This is a genomic window from Aequorivita marina, assembly GCF_031631895.2.
GTDB classification, from domain to species: Bacteria; Bacteroidota; Bacteroidia; order Flavobacteriales; family Flavobacteriaceae; genus Aequorivita; species Aequorivita marina.
Genome location: NZ_JAVMBW020000006.1, coordinates 1 through 23994, shown reverse-complemented (window position 1 = coordinate 23994; position 23994 = coordinate 1). Strand labels below are relative to the sequence as shown.

At 39.8% G+C, this 23994-nt stretch carries 18 protein-coding genes; 16 read left to right on the top strand and 2 right to left on the bottom strand.

The features are described from left to right. Positions 1–108: 108 nt before the first annotated feature. Complete coding sequence (locus QPK98_RS09040) at positions 109–504, bottom strand: SPOR domain-containing protein (protein ID WP_310992912.1); 396 nt, start codon at positions 502–504, stop codon at positions 109–111. 224 nt (positions 505–728) lie between these two features. Between QPK98_RS09040 and QPK98_RS09035 the strand changes: the two genes are divergently transcribed. The 11 genes from QPK98_RS09035 to queG all read left to right on the top strand — a co-directional run bounded on the left by QPK98_RS09035 (position 729) and on the right by queG (position 16099). Then, positions 729–2060: a c-type cytochrome gene (locus QPK98_RS09035; protein WP_310992911.1), complete on the top strand. Its 1332-nt coding sequence runs from the start codon at positions 729–731 to the stop codon at positions 2058–2060. Positions 2061–2091: 31 nt separating this feature from the next. Beyond that, positions 2092–5157 carry a TAT-variant-translocated molybdopterin oxidoreductase gene (locus QPK98_RS09030; protein ID WP_310992910.1) on the top strand — a complete coding sequence of 1022 codons (3066 nt, stop codon included), beginning with the start codon at positions 2092–2094 and terminating at the stop codon, positions 5155–5157. A 39-nt stretch (positions 5158–5196) separates the two neighbouring features. Further along, positions 5197–6999 (top strand): helix-hairpin-helix domain-containing protein, encoded by a 1803-nt coding sequence (locus tag QPK98_RS09025; protein WP_310992909.1) that lies wholly within the window; start codon positions 5197–5199, stop codon positions 6997–6999. Positions 7000–7001: 2 nt separating this feature from the next. Beyond that, positions 7002–7538 (top strand): DUF3341 domain-containing protein, encoded by a 537-nt coding sequence (locus QPK98_RS09020; RefSeq protein WP_310992908.1) that lies wholly within the window; start codon positions 7002–7004, stop codon positions 7536–7538. 1 nt (position 7539) lies between these two features. Beyond that, positions 7540–8202, top strand: coding sequence for a c-type cytochrome (locus tag QPK98_RS09015; protein ID WP_310992907.1), 663 nt, complete (start codon positions 7540–7542; stop codon positions 8200–8202). A 27-nt stretch (positions 8203–8229) separates the two neighbouring features. After that, positions 8230–9597, top strand: coding sequence for a quinol:cytochrome C oxidoreductase (locus tag QPK98_RS09010; protein ID WP_310992906.1), 1368 nt, complete (start codon positions 8230–8232; stop codon positions 9595–9597). A gap of 21 nt (positions 9598–9618) precedes the next feature. Then, positions 9619–10689, top strand: coding sequence for a cytochrome c oxidase subunit II (locus tag QPK98_RS09005; RefSeq protein ID WP_310992905.1), 1071 nt, complete (start codon positions 9619–9621; stop codon positions 10687–10689). Between the two features lie 19 nt (positions 10690–10708). Beyond that, a complete protein-coding gene (locus QPK98_RS09000) occupies positions 10709–12535 on the top strand; it encodes a cytochrome c oxidase subunit I (RefSeq protein WP_310992904.1) in 1827 nt (608 codons plus the stop codon). A 234-nt stretch (positions 12536–12769) separates the two neighbouring features. Beyond that, a complete protein-coding gene (ruvB, locus tag QPK98_RS08995; RefSeq protein ID WP_310992903.1) occupies positions 12770–13792 on the top strand; it encodes a Holliday junction branch migration DNA helicase RuvB in 1023 nt (340 codons plus the stop codon). Positions 13793–13838: 46 nt separating this feature from the next. Then, positions 13839–15170, top strand: coding sequence for a cytochrome P450 (locus QPK98_RS08990; RefSeq protein WP_310992902.1), 1332 nt, complete (start codon positions 13839–13841; stop codon positions 15168–15170). 2 nt (positions 15171–15172) lie between these two features. Then, positions 15173–16099, top strand: a complete 927-nt coding sequence (queG, locus tag QPK98_RS08985) for a tRNA epoxyqueuosine(34) reductase QueG (RefSeq protein WP_310992901.1) — start codon at positions 15173–15175, stop codon at positions 16097–16099. A gap of 51 nt (positions 16100–16150) precedes the next feature. On the opposite strand, the gene QPK98_RS08980 is transcribed toward queG, so the two are convergent. Then, complete coding sequence (locus QPK98_RS08980) at positions 16151–18025, bottom strand: BamA/TamA family outer membrane protein (protein WP_310992900.1); 1875 nt, start codon at positions 18023–18025, stop codon at positions 16151–16153. A 197-nt stretch (positions 18026–18222) separates the two neighbouring features. Here QPK98_RS08980 and QPK98_RS08975 point away from each other — a divergent pair, with 197 nt between their 5' ends. From QPK98_RS08975 to QPK98_RS08955, 5 genes are all read left to right on the top strand, one after another. Beyond that, positions 18223–20523 (top strand): NADP-dependent malic enzyme, encoded by a 2301-nt coding sequence (locus QPK98_RS08975; protein WP_310992898.1) that lies wholly within the window; start codon positions 18223–18225, stop codon positions 20521–20523. A gap of 810 nt (positions 20524–21333) precedes the next feature. Then, positions 21334–21564, top strand: a complete 231-nt coding sequence (locus QPK98_RS08970) for an RHS repeat-associated core domain-containing protein (protein ID WP_310992897.1) — start codon at positions 21334–21336, stop codon at positions 21562–21564. 91 nt (positions 21565–21655) lie between these two features. After that, positions 21656–22219 carry an REP-associated tyrosine transposase gene (locus QPK98_RS08965; protein ID WP_310992896.1) on the top strand — a complete coding sequence of 188 codons (564 nt, stop codon included), beginning with the start codon at positions 21656–21658 and terminating at the stop codon, positions 22217–22219. A 150-nt stretch (positions 22220–22369) separates the two neighbouring features. Beyond that, the gene (locus QPK98_RS08960) at positions 22370–22825 is read left to right on the top strand and encodes a hypothetical protein (RefSeq protein ID WP_310992894.1); all 456 of its coding nucleotides are present in this window, start codon (positions 22370–22372) and stop codon (positions 22823–22825) included. 712 nt (positions 22826–23537) lie between these two features. Next, a partial coding sequence (locus QPK98_RS08955) for a transposase (protein ID WP_310992893.1) occupies positions 23538–23994 on the top strand: 457 nt, incomplete at its 3' end.

The window sequence follows — 23994 nt, the reverse complement described above, 5'->3', positions numbered from 1 at the left end:
GCTCGCCAAAACAATTCTTTGGCACAGGCGATTACCCAGGCATAATACGTGTAATAAGCATTACCCAGCTATCTTGAGTTCAGAGTCTAAAAGGAAATATTTAAGGCCTTACTTTCTGCGTTCCGGCTTAAGGATAAACGCTGAGGAAAAACGCTTTTGAATTTCCAGAAGCGCACGATCGGCAGCTATACGCGTACTAAAGTTACCTGCCCACACTTTATAGTTTGGGGTTTCATATTCAAGAGATGCGGGCCAATTTGAAAAGCTTGACCTGTATTTTCTTAGAATGTCCTGTGCAGTCGAAAATTCGCCGTAATACAGTTGTATCGTGTACCCGTCAGAAAGTTTGTTGTTTTTCTCCAATTCTTTCTTGGCTGATAGTAATTTTGCAATCCTCGGGTCTTCATTTACTGAAAGCGTCGCAGATTGGGCAAAGCCCTTGGCAGTAAAGAAAACCATTAAAATACTGGCAATAATAAGTTTGGAGAAATTTTTCGAAATCATATACTGGATATTTATTGCAAATGTAAAACTTAATAACTTGATGAGGAGCAAAATTATTATTTAGAACTAGTATAAATTGACCGTTAACACTTTGTTTACATTTCCCAAATGGACTTTATAATGTATTTTTGCTCCTTTATTTGCGGTACGGAACGAGCATTTAAAGATATTTTTAAGCTAACTAATTCTGTGCCAAACTATCGACAATAATTTTAACAATTAGTATGAAAAAGGTGAATTTTATACATCTACGCTCAAAATTGCCACTCCTTCTGTTAGTGTTTGCACTAACCTTTTCAACTACCATATATTCTCAGGACGAAGCTGATGCTGCTCCTGCTGAAGCGCCTGCAGAAGATGCTGGCGGTGATGTTGCTGCGGGTGAGTCACTATTTAAAGCAAACTGTGCTGCTTGCCACAAAATGGATAAAAAGGCGGTTGGTCCGGCTCTAAGGGGCGTGGCTGACAAGTTTGATCGTGACTGGCTGTACGATTGGATTAGAAATAGTCAGGCGCTTATTGCTTCTGGTGATAAGCAAGCTATCAAGCTTTTTGAGGAAAACAATAAAATGATAATGACTCCTTTCCCGGGGCTTTCGGATGAGGACATTGATAATATTCTTGCGTATACAAGTCAGCCTAAGGCCACGCCAAAAGCTCCTGCTGCCGATGCTGCTGGAGTAACTGCTGCGTCTAGCGATGGTGGTGGTGTTTCTAATGGTCTTGTTTTGGGTGCTTTGGCGCTAATCTTTTTGTTGTTGGTCATTATGCTTTACTTGGTGACCAATACCTTGAAGCGCATAGCGGAAGCCAATGGCGTTGTTTATGAAGAAGAGAAAAAAGAAAAGCGACTTCCTATCTGGAAGGCTTTTATTCAAAATCAATTTTTAGTGATTGTTTTCTCTGTCTTTTTACTTCTTGCAGGAAGTTATTTTGCTTTTGGTTATTTGATGCAAGTTGGCGTAGATAAAGGATACGCTCCGGTGCAGCCAATTCACTATTCACATAAAATACACGCGGGCGACAACCAAATTGACTGTAATTTCTGTCATAGTTCTGCCAGAAAGAGCAAGGTTGCCGGAATACCTTCATTGAACGTTTGTATGAGCTGTCATAAAAATATTTCGGAAGTAGCCGAAGAAACCGCTACTGATGAGTACTCAAAAGAGTTTTACGATGGGGAAATCGCCAAGCTTTATAAAGCTGTAGGTTGGAATCCAGACGAACAGCAATATACCGGTGAAACCGAGCCTGTAAAATGGGTTCGAATCCACAACTTACCTGATCTTGCTTACTTTAACCACTCACAGCACGTTACTGTTGCTGGTGTGGACTGCCAGACATGTCATGGTGAGGTTGAGAAAATGGAGGTTATGGAGCAGTTTGCACCGCTAACCATGGGCTGGTGTATTAATTGTCATAAAGAAACAAATGTGAATTTGGAGAATAATGAATACTATGCCAAAATTCACGAGGAGCTTTCTAAAAAATATGGTGTCGAGAAGTTGACAATCGCCGAAATGGGTGGATTGGAATGTGGTAAATGTCACTATTAATTAAGTTTAAAGGAAAATTACAGATAGCAATATGTCATCAAACAAGAAATACTGGAAAAGTGTTGAAGAGCTGAACGAAGACAGCGCAACTGTTAAGTCGCTAAAGGATAATGAGTTTGTAACGGAAATCCCTACAGACGAATTTCTTGGCGATGAGGAGACCTTGAAATCTTCTTCAACTACACGTCGTGATTTCTTAAAGTATGTGGGCTTTACCACGGCTGCAGCTACGTTGGCAGCTTGTGAGGGTCCCGTAGTTAAGTCCATCCCGTATGTGATTCAACCGGACGAGATAGTTCCTGGTGTGCCGAATTATTACGCTTCAACTATAGCAGATGGTTTTGATTTTGCCAATGTATTGGTGAAAACAAGAGAAGGACGTCCAATTAAAATTGAAAAGAACGATTTAGCCGTAAACGGCGGAAGTGTTAATGCACGTGTTCACGCATCTGTTCTTTCATTATATGATAAAAATAGATTGCCAGGTCCACTTCTTGATGGAGCCGGCGTTTCTTGGGCAGAGTTTGATACAGCCGTAGCTCAGAAGATGAATGAAATGTCTGGAAAGGACATGGTGCTACTTACGCAGACTTTTGCTAGTCCGTCCACTTCAAAATTAATTTCTGAATTTACAGCGAAGTATCCAAATGTTCGTCATGTAGTTTATGATACGGTTTCTAGCTCAGCGGCTTTAGATGCGTTTCAAAATAAATACGGGATGCGTGCCCTTCCTGATTACGATTTTTCAAAAGCCGATGTGATTGTGTCTGTTGGAGCCGACTTTTTAGGAGATTGGCAAGGTGGAAGCTACAGTAAAGGTTATGCCCAGGGAAGAATGCCGAAAAACGGTAAAATGTCTCGCCATATTCAGTTTGAGGCTAACTTAAGCTTAACTGGAGCTAAGGCAGACAAACGTGTGCTTTCAACCCCGTCACAACAACTTCAAATATTAAAAGCTTTAACTGGCGGAAGCACATCAGGCTTGCCAGAAAATATTGCCGAAGCGGTAAATGCTGCAAAAGCACAATTGCGAAAAGCAGGCGGAAAAGCATTGTTGGTAACTAACTTACCAGATGTGGCTTCACAAACAATGGCGTTAGATTTTAATGCCGATAGTGCTGCAATGGATACCGATAAGCCTTTACTTATCAGTCAGGGAAGTAACGCTGAAGTAATGAACGTTGTTAACGGTGTTATTTCCGGTTCTATAAAAGGTTTGATTTCCGTAGGAGTAGATCCTGTTTATTCGTTACCTAATAATGTAGAGTTTGCTGAGGCATATCAAAATCTTGAAATGAGTCTTGCTTTCGGAATGAAACAAGACGCTACTGCTTCCTTGGCAAAAATGGTTGCTGCAACACCACATTATCTTGAATCTTGGGGTGATGCTCAGTTTAAGAAAGGTAGTTTTAGTCTTATGCAACCAACCATTCGTCCGTTGTTCAATACACGACAGTTTCAAGATTGTTTATTGAAATGGACTGGAAGCTCACAAAAATATTACGATTATATAAAAGAAACCTGGAATAGCACTATCCTTGAAGGCGGTTCCTGGAATAAAGCTTTAGAAGCTGGAGTTCTTGCGAGTAACGCAGAAGTTACTATGGAGGCGGTTAACGCTTCAGCCGAAGGATCTGCTACAATGGAGGATAGTACTTCAGATGCTGCACTTTCTTCACTTTTTGAAGAAGGAGGCTATGAGATGACCTTGTACACTTCAACTGGATTGGGAGATGGGCAACAGGCTAATAACCCATGGCTGCAGGAATTTCCAGATCCAATTACTAGAGCCTCATGGGATAACTACTTAACCGTTTCACAAAAAGATGCAAAGGACTTAGGTCTCGTTAATGAGAATGTTTCTAACGGTGCTTTAAATGGTAGTTACGTAAATGTAACGCTTGGTAATGTGGTGTTAAAAAATGTTCCTGTTATTATTCAGCCAGGACAGGCAGTTGGTTCTGTAGGATTGGCGTTAGGGTATGGAAAAACAGCTGCTATCCAAGAGGAGATGCAAACAGGATTGAATGCGTATCCGTTGTACCAGAACTTCTCTAATGTTCAGAAAGTTGGAATTGAAAAAGCCAGCGGAATGCACGAGTTTGCTTGTGTTCAATTACAGAGTACAATGGCGGGTCGTAGTAACGATATTATTAAGGATACTACCCTAGAGGTTTTCAACTCTAAGGATGTTAAGGAATGGAATGCTGTTCCTGTAGTTGATTATGATCACGCCCCAATTGAGGTTCGTGATAAAAATGCAGATTTATGGAGTCCGTTTGATACTTCTATTGGGCATCACTTCAACCTTTCTATAGATTTAAATGCCTGTACAGGTTGTGGGGCTTGCGTTATTGCTTGTCACGCCGAGAATAATGTGCCTGTTGTTGGGAAAGATGAAGTTCGAAAATTCCGCGATATGCACTGGTTGCGTATTGATAGATATTATTCCGCAGGAGATACTTTCCAAGAGGAGATTGAAAAATATGAAAATTTACCTGCCTTTGATAGTTATGAAGCGGTAGAGAATCCAAATTACGAAACACTTGAGGTTGCATTCCAGCCGGTAATGTGCCAGCACTGTAACCATGCGCCTTGTGAAACTGTTTGCCCAGTAGCGGCAACATCACACGGGCGTCAAGGGCAAAACCATATGGCGTATAACCGTTGTGTGGGTACACGTTATTGTGCCAACAACTGTCCTTATAAAGTACGTCGTTTTAACTGGTTCTTATACAACGAGAATGATGAGTTTGATTACAATATGAATAATGACTTAGGTAGAATGGTGCTTAACCCAGATGTGGTTGTACGTTCGCGAGGGGTTATGGAAAAATGTTCACTATGTATTCAAATGACCCAGAAAACAATACTTGATGCTAAGCGTGAAGGTAGGCCTGTAAAAGATGGCGAATTCTCCACAGCTTGTGTGAACGCTTGTGAAACTGGCGCCATGGTTTTTGGAGACATTAATGATAGTGAGGCTGAAGTACTGGAGAAGAAGGAAGATGATAGAATGTACTACTTACTTGAGAGTGTAGGAACAAAACCAAATGTTTTCTATCAAATGATTGTTAGAAATACAAATGAAGCATAAAATTTAAATCAAGAATCAATAATTATTTAATAGTTATATATGTCGTCACACTACGAAGCACCTATAAGAGAACCCTTGGTTCTGGGAGAGAAGTCTTATTCTGACATTAGTTCAGATGTAGCCGCTCCCGTTTTAGGAAAAGCAAATAAATCTTGGTGGATTGTTTTTACCATTGCCCTCATAGCATTTTTATGGGGTCTAGGGTGTATTATCTATACGGTTTCCACTGGAATTGGAGTTTGGGGCTTGAACAAGACCATTGGATGGGCTTGGGATATTACAAACTTTGTTTGGTGGGTTGGTATTGGTCACGCAGGAACACTGATTTCTGCCGTACTGCTACTCTTCCGCCAAAAATGGAGAATGGCTGTAAACCGTTCTGCGGAAGCCATGACAATCTTTGCCGTTGTTCAAGCGGGATTGTTCCCTATTATACACATGGGTCGCCCGTGGTTGGCATATTGGGTACTTCCACTTCCAAACCAATTTGGATCGTTATGGATTAACTTTAACTCTCCATTGCTTTGGGATGTATTCGCAATTTCTACCTATTTGTCTATATCCTTAGTGTTCTGGTGGACAGGGTTATTGCCTGACTTTGCAATGATTCGTGATAAAACTACTAGTCCTTTTCAGAAGAAAATATACGGAATACTTAGTTTTGGTTGGAGCGGTCGTGCAAAAGACTGGCAACGATTTGAAGAGGTTTCCTTGGTTTTGGCTGGTTTGGCTACGCCATTGGTACTTTCGGTACACACAATTGTATCTTTTGACTTTGCTACATCGGTAGTTCCGGGGTGGCACAGTACAATTTATCCACCGTATTTCGTGGCAGGTGCTATCTTCTCTGGATTTGCAATGGTGCAAACCCTCCTTATTATTATGCGTAAAGTATCGCATCTAGAAAATTATATTACTGTGCTTCATATTGAATATATGAACAAGGTTATTTTGTTAACCGGTGGTATAGTATCGGTTGCATATGGTACTGAATATTTTGTTATGTGGTATTCTGGAGTTCCTTATGAAGATTATACCTACCTTTCTTTTGGAGCAGCTACTGGTCCATATTGGTGGGCATTCTGGGCGTTGATTATCTGTAACTTTGTTGTGCCACTTACCTTATGGGTTAAAAAGTGGAGAAGAAACATTGCTTGGACGTTCTTGGTGGCGTTGATTATTAATATTGGAATGTGGTTTGAGCGTTTTAATATTATTGTGGTAAACATTACAAAAGATCGATTAACCTCTTCTTGGAGTATGTTTCAGCCCACCTTTGTAGATATTGGAACTTTTGTAGGTACAATTGGCTTTTTCTTTGTTCTCTTCTTGCTTTATGCGCGTACCTTCCCGGTAATTGCACAAGCAGAGGTTAAAACCATTTTGAAAACTTCAGGTGAAGGATTTAAAAAGCTTCGAGCTAAACACGGTGACGATGTTAGTCACGTACAGCATGTTGAGGAATATCCAGCTGAAGCAGGTCCATCGGCTAACGTAAAAGGAAAACATTTTTCGTCTCCATTTGACGATGCGAAAAATGACGACTCAGCTAATGCCGATCTTGACTTAGCTCCACATAAAGAAAATGTGAACGCTTTGCTTGCGGCTGTCGGTACTTTTGACCCTGATGTTCAAAAACAAGACGACCTTAAGAAAATTAATGGAGTTGGTCCAGTGATGGAACAAAAACTACATCAATTGGGTATCTTTACTTTTGAACAAGTAAGTAAAATGACCGATCGCGAATACGATTTATTGGATGATATTATTAGTGAATTCCCAGGAAGAGCCAAGCGTGATGATTGGGCTGGACAGGCACTAACATTAAAAAATAAAAAATAATTATGGCTGCTAAAAAGATACATGCTATATACACGGACGACGACTTGTTGATGCAGGCCGTTACACAGACCCGCGCGGCAAACTATCATATTTCTGAAGTGTTTACCCCATTTCCGGTCCACGGACTGGATCATGCGCTAGGTTATGCGCCAACGCGACTTGCAATAACCTCCTTTCTTTATGGTTTGGTAGGTTTGACTGTCGCAGTGTTAATGATGAATTACATGATGATTCAAGACTGGCCACAAAACATTGGAGGAAAACCGAGTTTTACTTTCTACCAAAACATGCCTGCTTTTATCCCTATTATGTTTGAGTTGACGGTGTTTTTTGCAGGTCACCTTATGGTAATAACCTTTTACATGCGCAGTAAGCTATGGCCATTTAAGAAGGCTGAAAATCCGGATGTACGTACAACAGATGCTCACTTTTTAATGGAAGTAGATGTAGATAACCACGATGTTGAGAAACTTTCAAAGTTTTTATATGACACTGGCGCATCAGAAATTAGTTTAACTGAAAACGAAGAAGATCATTAATATGAAGACACTTATAAACATAGGAATTGCCATTGTCGTTTCAGCAAGCATGGTTTCTTGTTTTAATGATAAGGCACCCAATTATCAATATTTCCCTAATATGTATGTATCGTCTAGTTATGAAACTTACGGTGCCTACGAAATATTCCCTGGAGAGCAATCTGCAATGATGCCAGTAGAAAACACTGTGCCACGCGGATTTGTGCCTTATGAATACGAAGATAGTTTCGAGGGCCTCGAAAAAGCTAAGGCTGAACTTAAAAATCCATACGAGGTAACAGAAGAAAACCTGGCTACCGGAGCACATTTATACACGTTATACTGTGCGGTATGCCACGGAGATAAAGGAGATGGGAAAGGAATTTTAGTTGAACGTGAGAAGTTCTTGGGAATACCGAGCTATGCCGATGCGGGACGTACTATTGTTCCTGGTGGAATTTATCACGTTGAAACCTTCGGCTTAAATTCAATGGGCTCTTATGCCTCGCAAACAAGCGAAAAAGAACGTTGGCAAATTGCGATGCACGTTATGGATTTGAAAGCATCACTCAATGGTGAACCTAGTTATTTAGAAACTGCTCAAGCAAACAAAAAAGAGGAGGTTATTGACAACCAGGATCAAACCACAGCAACCAATACTGCTTCGGAAAACGAAGCAAACTAAAGATTTATCAAGAGAATGGCTAAAGATATGTACACGCTACCAAGTAAATTAAAACTGTTTTCTATTATTCTAATGGTCTTAGGACTTGCCGGAATAATCTTCGGGTTTTTGACTACGCCGAAAACCATCGATGACGTTAAAAAAATAATGGCAGAGCAAGAAGCCCACCACGGGGAAGCCCATGATGTGGCAGATGGCTCAAGCGAAACTGCAAACTTTGTTGATGTGGCCCGTGGAGAAGAGGGATACTCGGCTGAAGCCATGGAGCATGCAACCGACTTAAACCCACAGCCCGGATCTTCACACGAGGAGCACGTTTTGCATCAATTGCAAGCTAGACCATGGTCTGCAACTTTTATAGCGGCGTTTTTCTTTTTGATGATTGCGCTAGGCGTACTGGTGTTTTATGCTATTCAGATAGCTTCACAATCAGGATGGTCTCCGGTTTTATATAGGATCATGGAAGGGATTACAGCCTACCTATTACCAGGATCTATTCTTGTTTTTGTTCTTGTGGTATTCGCTGGCACACACTTTTACCCTTGGCAAGATGCCGATTTGGTAGCAGGTGATAAAATTTTACAAGGAAAGGCTGGTTACCTCAACTTTCCATTCTTCGTTATTCGTGCTGCACTCTATTTGGTGGGTTGGAATTTATACCGTTATTATTCACGTAAAAACTCGCTTGCACAGGCTGAATCAAACAACTTCGACTATTATAGAAAGAACTTTAAAGCAACAGTGTTCTTCCTTATATTCTTTTTAATTACAGAAGCCACAATGTCTTGGGATTGGTTTATGTCCATGACCCCGCACTGGTATAGTACGTTATTTGCCTGGTATGTGTTCTCTAGTATGTTTGTTTCTGCAATTACTGTAATTGCACTTGTTACTATACATTTAAAGAACAGAGGCCTTATTCCATTTGTAAGTGATAAACACTTGCATGATTTGGCAAAATATATGTTTGCATTCAGTATTTTTTGGACTTACCTTTGGTTCAGTCAATTTATGCTTATATGGTATGCAAACATCCCGGAGGAAGTAACTTATTTTATTATTAGAGTTCAAGAGTACAATTTGCTGTTTTTCGGTATGCTAGTTCTTAACTTTGTATTCCCATTATTGGTATTAATGAACAGCGACTTTAAGCGTGTTCCTTGGTTTGTTGTAATTGCTGCGGTATTCATCTTAGTAGGACATTATATAGATGTCTTCCTATTGGTAATGCCTTCAACAGTTGGACATAATTGGAGCTTTGGAATCCCAGAAATTGCCGCACTATTGTTTTTTAGTGGACTGTTTATTTTTGTTGTGGGAAGAGGGCTTGGTAAAGTTTCCCTAAAACCGCTTAACGATCCATTTATAAGAGAAAGCGAAAATTACCATTTTTAATAAAAAAGAAGATATTCAAAGATGACCGCATTTTTAATCATACTCGTAATCTTACTCTTTTTAATAGCCGTTTGGCAAATAAAGAGAATATTCCAGCTAGCACAAACCAAGACGGTTGGCCATGCCGATATAGCAACAGACAAAGACAATAATAATCAAGGTTACTTGATGCTGGGCTTTTTGGCATTTATTTATATCTTGACCATTGTAAGTTTTTGGTTGTGGTATGGTACATTGCTTCCTGAGTCAGGTTCTGAACATGGATCGCAGATAGACAACCTGATGTTGATTTCAATGATTCTTATATTTTTTGTAGGAATTGTTACACAAGCTGTTTTGCATTACTTCGCATTTATCTATCGCGGTAATAAAGTAAAAAGAGCTACATTCTATGCAGATAATGATAAGTTGGAATTTATCTGGACTATTATTCCAGTAGTAACTTTGGCAGGTTTGATTATCTACGGACTGTTCACCTGGACCGATGTTATGAATGTAGATATGGACGACGATCCTTTAGTGGTTGAACTTTATGCGCAACAGTTTAATTGGAAAGCGCGTTACGGAGGTAATGATAATACCCTCGGCGAAGCAAACGTACGCCTAATTAAAGGAGTGAACATGCTTGGGGTTGATCCGGCGGATCCTAATGGTCAAGATGATAAAATCGTTACCGAAATGCACTTGCCAGTAGGTAGAGAAGTGGTTATTAAAATGCGCTCGCAAGATGTCTTGCACTCGGCCTATATGCCGCACTTTAGAGCACAAATGAACTGTGTTCCCGGAATGATTACTCAGTTTGCATTTACACCTACGGTTACCACCGAAGATATGCGATTAACAGATCATGTTATTGAGAAAGTTGATAATATTAATGAAATACGCAGGGAAAGAAGTGAGGAACTCCAAGCTAACGGAGACGAACCATTAGAACCCTATGAGTTTGACTATTTAGTAATCTGTAATAAGATTTGCGGAATTAGTCACTACAATATGCAGATGAAGATTGTTGTAGAATCAGAAGAAGATTACAAAGCATGGTTGGCAGAACAGCCAACACTTGCAGAGCAACTTAGCAAAGAAAACAATTAATACATTAGTTTAGAAAGATATGTCAGCACACGCACAGATCAACGCAGTAGAAGATAATCATGACGGTCACGGACATCATAAGCAAACCTTTGTAACTAAGTACATCTTTAGTACAGATCATAAAATGATCTCAAAGCAGTATATGATTACCGGTATCTTCATGGGGGTTATCGGTATATTGATGTCTTTGTTGTTTAGATTACAACTTGCCTGGCCAGATCACCAGTTTACTATTTATGAAATATTTTTAGGTAAATGGGGTGCAGAAGGGGTTATGGACCCTAGTGTTTATTTAGCATTAGTAACCATACACGGTACCATAATGGTGTTCTTTGTTCTAACGGCAGGACTAAGTGGAACCTTTAGTAACCTGCTCATTCCCTTACAAATTGGAGCCCGAGATATGGCTTCAGGGTTTTTAAATGCGGTTTCCTACTGGTTGTTCTTTATTTCCAGTATGATTATGGTTGCATCTTTGTTTGTTGAAGCTGGACCAGCGTCAGCAGGATGGACAATTTATCCTCCACTTAGTGCCTTACCACAAGCTATACCTGGATCAGGTATGGGTATGAACCTTTGGTTAATCTCCATGGGTATATTCATTGCATCATCGCTATTGGGTTCACTCAACTTTATTGTTACGGTATTGAACCTTAGAACGGTTGGTATGTCTATGACTAGACTTCCACTTACCGTTTGGGCTTTCTTTTTAACCGCTATTATTGGTGTTGTTTCCTTTCCTGTTCTATTTTCAGCTGTGTTAATGTTGATTATGGATAGAAGCTTTGGAACTTCCTTTTTCTTATCAGATATATATATTGCAGGAGAGGTCCTCCATCATCAAGGAGGTTCGCCGGTATTGTTTGAGCACCTTTTCTGGTTCTTGGGCCACCCCGAGGTTTATATTGTAATCTTGCCCGCCATGGGAATTGTTTCAGAAATTATGGCAACAAACTCACGAAAACCCATTTTCGGCTATCGTGCTATGGTTGCTTCCCTTTTGGCAATTGCTTTCCTATCTACAATAGTTTGGGGGCACCACATGTTTATATCTGGAATGAACCCATTCTTGGGCTCGGTATTTACATTTACAACACTTTTAATTGCAATTCCTTCTGCCGTAAAATCCTTTAACTGGATTACCACATTGTGGCGCGGTAAGCTACAAATGAACGTGGCGATGTTATGGAGTATTGGTTTTGTTTCTACCTTTATTACCGGAGGATTGACCGGGATTATTATGGGGGATAGTGCCTTGGATATTAACATTCACGATACCTACTTTATTGTAGCCCACTTCCACTTAGTAATGGGTATTTCGGCAGCATACGGATTTATCGCTGGGGTTTATCACTGGTTCCCAATCATGTTTGAGGGTAGAATGATGAACAAAAAACTAGGCTATATCCACTTCTGGGTGACAGCCATTGGAGCCTACGGAATATTCTTCCCAATGCACTTTGTTGGTCTAGCAGGACTGCCGCGTAGATATTATACAAACACTGCATTTCCGTATTTTGACGACTTGCATGATATTAACGTGGTAATGACGGTCTTTGCAATCATGACAATTGGCGTTCAGGTATTGTTCTTATACAACTTTATACACTCTATGTTCTACGGAAAAATGGCACCTAAGAATCCTTGGAATGCAACTACCTTAGAATGGACTGCCGAAAGAAAACACATTCACGGAAACTGGGACGGACCAATACCACACGTTCACCGTTGGGCTTATGATTATAGTAAGCTGAACAAAGACGAAACAGATTTTGTTATTCCAGGGCAGGATTTCGTACCACAGTACGTGCCGCTTCAGGAAAATGAAGACGAGCTAGATCATTAACTTGATTTGACTATATATAACTTAAAAGCCCTTCAAAGTAATTTGAAGGGCTTTTTACTACTTAAAAATTACGTAGTATTACTTATTTCAGGTTTTTATTGCATAGCCTATCTTCACCATATTGTGTTAATAATATGTAGGAAGTGAGGAATCTACATTTAATTTAATAAGCCATGCTGAAAAGTATGGCTTTGTTTTTTTAAGAAGCATCTAAAGGATTGCTATATTTGTTATATGAATGAAAACCTCGATCCTACTGGAGAAAATCTATCGCCTCAGGAGTTGGATATTGAAAAAAAATTGCGCCCGCTTAGTTTTGATGACTTTACCGGACAGGATCAGGCATTGGAAAATCTTCAAATCTTTGTGCAGGCTGCAAACCTGCGCAGTGAAGCCTTGGACCATACCTTATTCCATGGGCCGCCGGGACTTGGAAAAACCACCTTGGCCTATATTCTTTCAAACGAACTGAACGTTAATATTCGGGTAACCTCAGGTCCAGTTCTGGACAAGCCTGGAGACCTTGCCGGCTTGTTGACCAATCTAGACGAACGGGATGTCTTGTTTATTGATGAGATACATCGTTTAAGCCCCATTGTAGAGGAGTATCTCTACTCGGCAATGGAGGATTATAAAATAGATATCATGATTGAATCTGGCCCCAATGCACGGTCTGTTCAGATTAACCTAAACCCTTTCACTTTAATTGGTGCAACTACACGTTCTGGTCTATTAACGGCACCCATGCGCGCTCGTTTTGGAATTTCTTCACGCCTGCAATATTACACTACCGATTTACTTACAACAATTCTACAGCGAAGTGCGAGCATTCTACAGGTACCCATAACCATGGAGGCGGCTATTGAAATTGCGGGTAGAAGTAGGGGGACACCACGAATTGCAAATGCACTCTTGCGAAGAATCCGTGATTTTGCCCAGATAAAGGGCAACGGTAAAATTGATATAGCAATTGCGCAATTTGGCTTAGATGCCTTAAATGTTGACGCCCACGGCTTGGATGAGATGGACAATAAAATACTTTTAACCATTATTGAAAAATTTAAAGGTGGGCCCGTTGGCATCAGCACCATTGCCACTGCGGTTTCTGAAAGTCCCGAAACCATTGAAGAAGTTTACGAGCCCTTCCTGATCCAACAAGGTTTTATAATGCGAACGCCCCGAGGAAGAGAAGTTACCGAAGCGGCCTATAAACACCTCGGGAAGGTTAAAGGGTCAACTCAGGGTGGCCTGTTTTAAGGCTATTCGCGTAATTACAAGCTAGATCTAGGCAAACAATATTAGTATGTCAATAAAAAAAATTCCATCGGTTTCCCTGTTTAGGTTTTTATTGCATTCCTTAGAAATTCTTAAAGACCCCTTACCGTTTCATCATAAAAATTTTGAAACCAAGGGTGATACGTTTCGTTTAAAATTGGGTTTTGGAAAATCGGTTATCTTTTCCCGAGATGCTGGACTTGTGCAATATGCACTTCAGAAAAACCATAGAAATTTTAAAAAATCACCCATTCAAACGCGAGATTTGGTGAAATATGTTGGCCGAGGCCTACTTACTTCTGAAGGCGAACTCTGGCAAAAGCAACGCAAACTCATCCAGCCAGCCTTTCATAAAAAACAACTAGTAAATCTTTTAGATACGATTCAAGGGGCGATTAAAACCGAACTTACCCAAATTGAAACCGGACAACCAAAAGACATTTTTCCAGTTTTTAACAATCTCGCCTTTCAAACCGTTGTAAAATCGCTTTTTAGCAGTGCCGTAAATCAAGATGAAATAAATAGGTTGCAACACATTACCGAGTCGGCCCAAAAAATGTTGGTCAAGGAACTTCGGCAACCTTATTTGGGATGGTGGTTTAAAGGAAGTGGAAAAATAAAAAAACATATGAAAGCGGCAGATGAAGCCCGCGATATTCTCAGAAGACTTGTTGAAGAACGAAGAAATTCCGGCAAACATGAGGACGATCTGTTGGATATGCTTTTAAATGCCAGATATGAAAATGGAAGTGCAATGGAAGATGATCAGCTAATTGATGAAATATTAATTCTTTTTACGGCTGGCCATGAAACAACATCGAATGCACTTACGTTTACCTGCGAATTATTGGCGCGAAATCCAGAAGTTCAAGATAAACTCTATGCTGAAGTAGTACAGGCAAAAGCCAATTCAGAATCTCTAATGGCATTTATTAAAAACTGTACTTTTACAAAAAATGTTATCGAAGAATCGCTACGGCTGTATCCGCCAGCTTATTTTATAGACCGCGTTAATATTGACGACGATGTGTTTGAAGGTATGGTTATTCCCAAAGATTCCAGCCTTTTGTTCTCCTTACTGGAAGTTCATACCCATCCTGAATATTGGGAAGATCCAAAAGCCTTTAAGCCCGAACGTTTTTCTGGGGTGAGTGCCAGCCATTTTTCGGGGCAGTATTTTCCTTTTGGTGCCGGACCGCGCATGTGTATTGGTAATAACTTTGCGATGTACGAAATGATCTTGGCAATTGCCGAACTTATGGAAACCTATAAAATTAAGGCAAAATCGCTTCCTATTGAAGTGAAACCTTTGATTACGTTAAAGCCTAAAAATGCTATTTTAGAATTTAATAGAAGATAGATTTGATTGATAACCGCGCTAAATATTCGCAATTAATTAAAGCCGAAGCCAAACGCCTCGGGTTTCTCTCTTGTGGTATAAGCAAAGCCGAGTTTTTAGAAGAAGAAGCTCCGCATTTAGAAAGTTACCTAAAAAACAATAGAAACGGCGAAATGGCTTATATGGAAAACCATTTTGACAAACGTTTAGATCCAACCTTATTGGTTCCTGATTCAAAAAGTGTAATTTCTTTATTGCTAAATTATTACCCTTCCGAAACCCAAACGGAGGACACCTATAAAATTTCAAAATACGCTTATGGCACCGATTACCACTTTGTAATAAAAGACAAATTGAAGCAGTTGATGCATTTCATTTCAGAAGAAATAGGAGAAGTGAGTGGTCGTGCTTTTGTTGACTCCGCTCCGGTTTTGGATAAGGCCTGGGCAGCAAAAAGCGGTTTGGGATGGGTAGGAAAACACAGTTTGCTGCTAACTAAAAACGTAGGTTCCTTTTATTTTGTTTCAGAATTAATCTTAGACCTAGACCTGGAATACGACACCCCGGTTACCGACCACTGTGGCACTTGTACTGCCTGCATAGATGCTTGCCCTACAAATGCAATTGTTGCCGATAAGGTTGTGGATGGTAGTAAATGCATCTCGTATTACACGATTGAACTTAAAAATGAAATTCCAATATCGGAAAAAGGTAAATTTCAAGATTGGATGTTTGGCTGCGATATCTGCCAAGATGTTTGCCCGTGGAATCGTTTTAGCAAACCACATAACGAGCCGCTGTTTAATCCGCATCCCGAAATGCTTTCTATGAGTAAAAAAGATTGGGAGGAAATTACAACAGATGTTTTTCAGAAGATATTTAAGAAAAGTGCCGTAAAACGAACCAAGTTTTCCGGGTTAAAACGCAACATTGAGTTTTTAAAAGATTGAGGTTCCGCTCTTTTTGGCGCGTGTAGTTTCGCCTTTAAGCTGGTGTTGGGTTTAATTATAAATAACCGTTCTTGGTTTCCCAATTTGGAAGTTCTGAAACCCGAAATCGTCAGTTTCAAAGGCGTTCGTTTTAAAAATATTGTTGCCTTGTCCTGGAATATTGGGGTAGTAGGCCAGAGAAAATTGAAACGAGCTAAAGACCAAATAGTCATTACGGATAATAAATCCGGCGCCAATTGAGGAATAAATTGGGTTTCTGTTCCAACTTCTGTTACTTTCTGCTAGCATTCCCACAGTTATATTTACAAAGGGATTAAACCGAAACCCTAAGAATTCCCATGGCGAATAAAATTGGGTCTGCAATGCCAATACATATTTCTGGGTACCATCCAATGTACTGTTAAAGCCTTGTATTGCGCCATTTCGAGGATTGGAGTATAGGTTTCCGTAAACGCCATTAAAATCTGCCCGCTGGTTTAAACTCACTCTATCGGCTTCAGAATTTAATCTATTCATTCCAATTACCAGTTGTGGTTTAATAAACTGTCTCATTTTCCATCTGTCACCAAGCTCTAAAAGATGGGTAAAGTAACTAGCTCTAAAGCTAAAAGCCGTCTGTTCAGTGTGGGATCCATTGAAAAAACTTCCCAATTCAAAATCTGTGCTTAAAAACCCCCATTTAAAATAATTACCATACGATACTTTTCCACCAAGGTAAAGCCTGTCCTGCCTGTTTTTATGTTGAACGCCACCGGTTATCGAATATATAATGCCAACGGGAACGTCTTCCGTGATGCCATCCTTGAAAATATATTGATCTTTTACGAACTGTCTGGAGGCAACCCCTACACTGGCCAAGAAAAATTTTTCGTCAGCAAAAAAACGGATACTGTCGTATTCAATATTGGGGATGTCTCTATAATCTACCAATAGGGCACGACCGCTTAAAATAAGGTTTGTGGTCCGCTCTCGTTCTGTGTTTCCCTTAAAAATTCGAAAGGAGTGGCCACCCCAATAATCCTGGGTAATAAATTTGAAATTTTGGTTAATATAGGCCGAGGTATCATTTGGCAATGCTCTACTTAAATAACGCTCTTGCAGAAAGATACCCCCGGCCCATCGCGTTAAGGGCGAATAAAACTGCCGATCTATTGCGATGGTCTTTTCATAAAAACCTTCGTAATCAATTGCATATCTTCCCGTGGCCCTCACAAAAGTATTCATAAAATTAGGCACGGTGTAAGAGCCGTTAAAGGCTTCGTTACCATCATCTAATCGTTTTAAAAACCCAATTTTAAATTCATGGCCGGTACCAATAAAGTTGCGTTCCCGTAGTTTAAATTTGGTCTGAGAGCCAGAAAATTGGGCTTTGGGAATAATGCTCCACGAGTCTAAGGAGGTGATGACTACATCTACTGAATCCTTAGACGCGGCAACGGCCTGTGGTAAAATCTGTACTTCGCGAATGTAATTTTGCTCCCGTAAAAGTCGCGCCGATTCAGCAATCTTAAGGGTGTCCAAGGTCTGGTTCTCTTTTATGAGTAAGAAATTGCGGATGGCCAGTTCCTTGGATTTTATATGGATTGCATTTCCGGTTTTTTCCAGCCAGCTATTTGCCGTTTTTGTGCTATCGGTAAATGAAAAACCAAAAGGATCTTTGGTGTCTATAATAATCTTGCGAATAATTTTTCCCTCAAACTTGCTATACGAAGGGTTTTCGGCATGATGGGGCTCTCTTTCGGCTTTATTAGCTGTTGGTCTAAAGATCCATTTGTGGATCATTTTTGTAAACTTACTTTTTTTGGAATAGGTCTCAATCTTCTTGTAAATCTGCGTGCTATCCTGAGTTGTTTCTTTTTTTTGGGCAGAAAGCTCCAGAAAAGAACACAACACGATTAATACCAATAAATTTCGATTTACTTTCAATTTTGAGCTTCTAATAATTTAATACCAAATGTATTGAAACCCTAGCTGATTCTTGATATGAAATTTTAAAACATTTCGTACTAAGGACGCTATAAAAACGAGGAGCAAAAGCCTTGATGGTTCTTCCAAAACCAGTATCTTTGGTTTACTAACGATTCAAATGAATTGAGAGTACTTTCAAATAAATGCAACAAATTATGAGCAAACAAAGCAAGCGAAAAGAAGCACTTTTATACCATTCAAAGCCGAAGCCTGGAAAAATTCAGGTGGTTCCCACAAAAAGCTATTCTACCCAACGCGATCTTTCGCTGGCGTATTCTCCCGGAGTGGCGGTTCCTTGTTTGGAAATAGAAAAGGAGGTGAAAAATGTTTATAAATATACCAATAAGGGAAACTTAGTAGCCGTAATTTCAAACGGAACCGCGGTTTTAGGATTGGGAAACATTGGCCCCGAAGCCTCCAAGCCCGTGATGGAAGGAAAAGGTTTGCTTTTTAAAATATTTGCCGATATTGATGTGTTCGATATTGAAGTAGATACAGAAAATATAGAGGAGTTCATAGCCACGGTAAAAAACATAGCTCCAACATTTGGAGGTATAAACCTTGAGGATATTAAAGCGCCCGAAGCTTTTGAAATAGAGAAACGGCTTAAGGAAGAGTTAGACATTCCCGTAATGCACGACGACCAGCATGGTACTGCAATAATTTCGGCAGCGGCCTTGCTAAACGCCTTGGAACTGGCCGATAAAAAGATTGAAGACGCCAAGATAGTTATCAGTGGCGCCGGAGCAGCCGCAGTTTCATGTACGCGACTTTATAAAGCTTTTGGTGCAAAAGACGAACATATAGTAATGCTAGATAGTAAAGGCGTTATTAGAAAAGATCGTGAAAACCTCTCTGATGAAAAGAGTGAATTTGCTTCTGATAGAAAAATAGATACCCTAGATGAGGCTATGAAAGACGCTGATGTTTTTGTAGGTCTTTCGGTGAAGAATATCGTTTCACCTAAAATGCTAAAAAGCATGGCGCCAAACCCCATTGTTTTTGCAATGGCAAATCCAGATCCGGAGATTGAATATAATCTGGCCGTAAAAACCAGGGAAGATCTCATTATGGCTACTGGGCGTAGTGACCATCCTAACCAAGTTAATAATGTCCTTGGGTTTCCATTCATTTTCAGGGGTGCTCTAGATGTACGCGCCACAAAAATTAATGAGGCCATGAAAATGGCTGCCGTAAAAGCCCTTGCCGATCTTGCCAAGGAACCCGTGCCAGAGCAGGTAAATATTGCGTATGGCGAAACTAAACTCACATTTGGGAAAGAGTATATAATCCCAAAACCTTTTGACCCTAGGCTTATTACGGCTGTGCCTCCTGCAGTGGCCAAAGCAGCTATGGAAAGCGGTGTTGCTACAACCAATATTACAGATTGGGAAAAATATCAAGATGAGCTTTACGAGCGTATGGGGGGCGATAATAAAATTAGTCGCTTACTACTTAACCGAGCAAGACTCAAGCCAAAACGAATTGTTTATACCGAAGCAGACCATCTGGACGTGCTAAAGGCCGCCCAAATTGTATATGAGGAAGGTATTGGGATTCCGGTACTCTTAGGTAGAAAAGATATCATCAAGGACTATATGGAGCAATTGGAATTTGATGCCGACTTAGAGATAATTGACCCTAAAAGTGATGAAAAACCTGAGAAATTTGATACGTACGTTAAAACTTTTTGGAAAAAAAGAAAGCGTACTGGGGTTACGCGTTATGATGCAGAAAAACTCATTACAGAAAGAAACTATTTTGCCGGTATGATGTTGAGCGAAGGCGATGTTGATGCTATGATTTCGGGGTATTCCAGATCGTATCCGTTAGTGGTAAAACCAGTTTTTGAGACTGTTGGCAAGTTTGAGGGCGTAAATAAAGTTGCTACCACAAATCTCATGCTTACCAAACGGGGGCCGCTGTTTATTTCAGATACCTCTATCAATATTGATCCTACGGCCAAAGAACTTGCGCAAATTGCACGAATGACCAACCATACCATGAAAATGTTTGGTTTAGAGCCGGTTATTGCAATGATATCCTACGCCAATTACGGTTCGTCTAAGGACCCTCGCGCCACTAAGGTCCGGGAAGCAGTGGAGTTGATCCATAAAAGTAATCCAGATATGATCTTGGATGGTGAGCTGCAGACCGATTTTGCCTTAAATGCCGAATTGCTCAAAAATTCATTTCCGTTTTCAAAATTAGCGGGTAAAAAGGTAAATGCCCTAATATTTCCGAATTTGGACTCGGCAAACAGTAATTATAAGTTGCTAAAGGAATTAAATGGGGTAGAGTCTATTGGCCCCATTATGCTGGGAATGCGCAAACCCGTCCATATTCTTCAAATGGGCGCGAGTGTAGATGAAATTGTTAATATGAGTGCCGTTTCGGTTGTAGATGCACAGCAGAAGGAAAAGCGAGCAAAAGAGGCTTTAAAGAAAAAAAAGTAGCGTGTTAGTAGGCTACAGGTATTAAGACGCTGTTGCGCGAACCCTTTCGTTTGATCGTCGCTAGTGCTGGCGTCTGCTGCCTGTGTACTATAATGAACCAACAAATTCACGGTTTTCTAGTATTGCTTTTAACCTGCCGAAAAATTATTGTTTTTATATTTCGCTGCCGCGATTCCGAGGCGTCGGAAGCATCTCGTGGTTGTCTGCACTTATTTTTGATACAGGATAGCTTTAGAAATTTTAATATCCTAAAATTCGCTACCTTTAATCGGTGGTCACAAAATGCCAAATATATGGTAGTATAGCAATAGCTGGGTGTGGACAGAGAAGGCACGAGGCACGAGCGAGACGCATGCGCCAGGGGGGCTCTAACAACGGTAGGAGCATATATGGATCCTATATTTACTGCAGAAAGTATGAAAAATGAACTTTATAAAACAACGAAAAAGTTATAATAGATGAGTAGAGAATCTAAATTTTTACGCTTTTTCTCAATGATTTTTTTAGTATTAATTGTTAATTCTGCATTACTTTTAGCCCGAGAAACCAGCTATTATATTTGGTCAAGTTTATCAATTATAATCCTCTTATCGTTTTTGATTATAGATAGAAAGAAGCTCCTGAATTTCTTATCGAATCCATCTACAATCAAGGTTTCAAAATATATTATTTTATTATTTGTTTTCTTCCTAACTTACCCAAGCCATTATCAAGTATATACGCATGTCGAATATTTATATCTTATAATTTTTCAATTATTGAATATTAGCCTGTTTGTAGTTGTATTCTGTATCGAAACTAAAGATAATAATGGTATTTAATTTTATCGGCAAATTTGAAACTTTTAAGTACAAGTTCGGAGGTAAAGAATATGATGATACCTTTGACTTAAACACCTATGACTTCGGCGCGCGGAACTATGACCCCGCACTGGGCAGGTGGATGAACATCGACCCGCTGGCGGAGATGATGCGCAGGCACTCGCCCTATAATTACGCCCCGCTCCCGCACGATTGCATCGTGTGGTCTCCTACATTTTAATGAAGTGGCCATATTCCATCTCTTCTAATCTCCATTTCAGTTGGCTCCTTGCATTAATCCTGGTATTGAGAAAAAATACTACCTTTATAATATGAGCCGCAACTATAAATTCCATAATCCAGAAGGTCTTTATTTTGTAAGTTTCGCCGTTGTGGAATGGCTTGATGTTTTTACCCGCAATAAATACAAGGATATTTTATTGCAAAGTCTCTCGTATTGCCAAAAGGAAAAGGGGATGGAAATAATTGCATGGTGCATTATGGCCAACCATATCCATCTGATCTTTAGAAGTGTAAAGAATCAGCATCCGTCGCTCCTGTTGGGGGATTTTAAACGTTTTACGAGCAAGGCGGTGGTAAAGGCCATACAAGAGAACCCACGAGAGAGTCGAAAGGAATTCCTACTGGAGCAATTTATAAAGGCTGCGGCAAAATCATCCAACGTGAAAGAGTTTCAGTTTTGGAGACACGATAATAAGCCCATTGAGCTATGGAGCAATACGGTTATCTGGGAGAAGATCAACTATGTCCACAATAATCCCGTAGCGGCTGGATTGGTTTATAGGGCTCAAGATTATGTTTATAGCAGCGCTTCGGATTATGTAGATGAAAAAGGATTGTTGGATGATATTGTGGTATTTCGGTACTATGGTTGAATTGAGAATTGGAAAGTTTAATTAAAATTGGGCAAGGAACGCGATGCAATCGCGCACCAGCGGGGGAAGTACAATGGATAGAATTATAAATAAAGCAGGATTCACTCCAATGGTTACTCAGGCATTATATCAATATATAACTAAACAAAAATGAAAAAATTATTAATTACGTTGACTTCAGTATTTCTATTTAGTTCTTGTAATTTTTTCTCACATAATAATGAAAAAAAAACAACAGTCGATAAATTCGACTTTAAAGAGTTAAAAAATTTAAAGCTCACTGGAATTGTTTATTCTATTGAAGATGGGATAGGCAATGGTTATCATGGTAGAGGAATTGTAAGAGTTAATATTATAGAATCAAATATTCATTATTATGATCCGAGAGATGTCCAACAAAATTATTATTGTCTAATAAAGAACAATACTGCGGAAATTTATGGGACTAGTGCATCATACGTCAATATAGGCGACACTATTGTAATTGATGTAAATAGCAAAGTTTTAAATTATTTTAACAAAAAAAAGACTGGAAAGGTTAAAATATGGATTGGTCCTTCTAGTTTTTTCAAAATGATTAAGGAAAAGGGATATCAAAAATTTTAACAGAAATTGGAAACATTGATAAAAAAAATTAAAACGCGCGTAATATGTTACTTTATAAGTTTGGCCCCCGCTCCCGCACGATTGTATCGTGTGGTCTCCCAAGCATTAATGTAGTGACAGTATTAACTTTTCTTGTCTCGATATCATTTAACAGCCTTGGTTTTCTGATAGTAAGAAATATCCCCGCTCCCGCGCGATTGCATCGCGTGGTTTCCTACATTTTAATGAAGTGGCCATATTCCATCTCTTCTAATCTCCATTTCAGTCGGCTCCTTGCATTAATCCTGGTATTGAGAAAAAATACTACCCCGCTCGTGTTCCGCATCAAACTAGCTAAATTACAATTACGCACCCCCCCGCTCCCGCGCGATTGCATCGCGTGGTTTCCTGCACATTATTAAATAAATCCTCTCCTGCAAAATTAGCTATCTTTATTGGATGAGCCGGAATTATAAACCTGCCGGCAGGCAGGTTTCATAATCCTGAAGGATTGTATTTTGTAAGCTTTGCAGTAGTATATTTGCTGGATGTATTTGCTCGTAACGAGTATAGAGCTATCTTGCTGCAGAGTCTATCATCCCGCTCCCGCACGATTGCATCGTGTGGTCTCCTACATTTTAATGAAGTGGCCATATTCCATCTCTTCTATTTTCCATTTCAGTTGGCTCCTTGCATTAATCCTGGTATTGAGAAAAAATACTACCTTTATAATATGAGCCGCAACTATAAATTCCATAATCCAGAAGGGCTTTATTTTGTAAGTTTCGCCGTTGTGGAATGGCTTGATGTTTTTACCCACAATAAATACAAGGATATTTTATTGCAAAGTCTCTCGTATTGCCAAAAGGAAAAGGGGATGGAAATAATTGCATGGTGCATTATGGCCAACCATATCCATCTGATCTTTAGAAGTGTAAAGAATCAGCATCCGTCGCTCCTGTTGGGGGATTTTAAACGTTTTACGAGCAAGGCGGTGGTAAAGGCCATACAAGAGAACCCACGAGAGAGTCGAAAAGAGTTTTTACTAGCGCAATTTATAAAGGCTGCGGCAAAATCATCCAACGTGAAAGAGTTTCAGTTTTGGAGACACGATAATAAGCCCATTGAGCTATGGAGCAATACGGTTATCTGGGAGAAGATCAACTATGTCCACAATAATCCCGTAGCGG

Bases quoted from the DNA above. Each gene is read 5' to 3' on its own strand.
- QPK98_RS09010 (WP_310992906.1), top strand. From the start codon at position 8,230: ATGTACACGCTACCAAGTAAATTAAAACTGTTTTCTATTATTCTAATG.
- QPK98_RS09020 (WP_310992908.1), top strand. From the start codon at position 7,002: ATGGCTGCTAAAAAGATACATGCTATATACACGGACGACGACTTGTTG.
- QPK98_RS08990 (WP_310992902.1), top strand. From the start codon at position 13,839: ATGTCAATAAAAAAAATTCCATCGGTTTCCCTGTTTAGGTTTTTATTG.
- ruvB (WP_310992903.1), top strand. From the start codon at position 12,770: ATGAATGAAAACCTCGATCCTACTGGAGAAAATCTATCGCCTCAGGAG.
- QPK98_RS09035 (WP_310992911.1), top strand. From the start codon at position 729: ATGAAAAAGGTGAATTTTATACATCTACGCTCAAAATTGCCACTCCTT.
- QPK98_RS08965 (WP_310992896.1), top strand. From the start codon at position 21,656: ATGAGCCGCAACTATAAATTCCATAATCCAGAAGGTCTTTATTTTGTA.
- QPK98_RS08970 (WP_310992897.1), top strand. From the start codon at position 21,334: ATGGTATTTAATTTTATCGGCAAATTTGAAACTTTTAAGTACAAGTTC.
- QPK98_RS09005 (WP_310992905.1), top strand. From the start codon at position 9,619: ATGACCGCATTTTTAATCATACTCGTAATCTTACTCTTTTTAATAGCC.
- QPK98_RS09000 (WP_310992904.1), top strand. From the start codon at position 10,709: ATGTCAGCACACGCACAGATCAACGCAGTAGAAGATAATCATGACGGT.
- QPK98_RS09025 (WP_310992909.1), top strand. From the start codon at position 5,197: ATGTCGTCACACTACGAAGCACCTATAAGAGAACCCTTGGTTCTGGGA.
- QPK98_RS09030 (WP_310992910.1), top strand. From the start codon at position 2,092: ATGTCATCAAACAAGAAATACTGGAAAAGTGTTGAAGAGCTGAACGAA.
- QPK98_RS08975 (WP_310992898.1), top strand. From the start codon at position 18,223: ATGAGCAAACAAAGCAAGCGAAAAGAAGCACTTTTATACCATTCAAAG.
- QPK98_RS09015 (WP_310992907.1), top strand. From the start codon at position 7,540: ATGAAGACACTTATAAACATAGGAATTGCCATTGTCGTTTCAGCAAGC.
- QPK98_RS09040 (WP_310992912.1), bottom strand. From the start codon at position 504: ATGATTTCGAAAAATTTCTCCAAACTTATTATTGCCAGTATTTTAATG.
- QPK98_RS08960 (WP_310992894.1), top strand. From the start codon at position 22,370: ATGAAAAAATTATTAATTACGTTGACTTCAGTATTTCTATTTAGTTCT.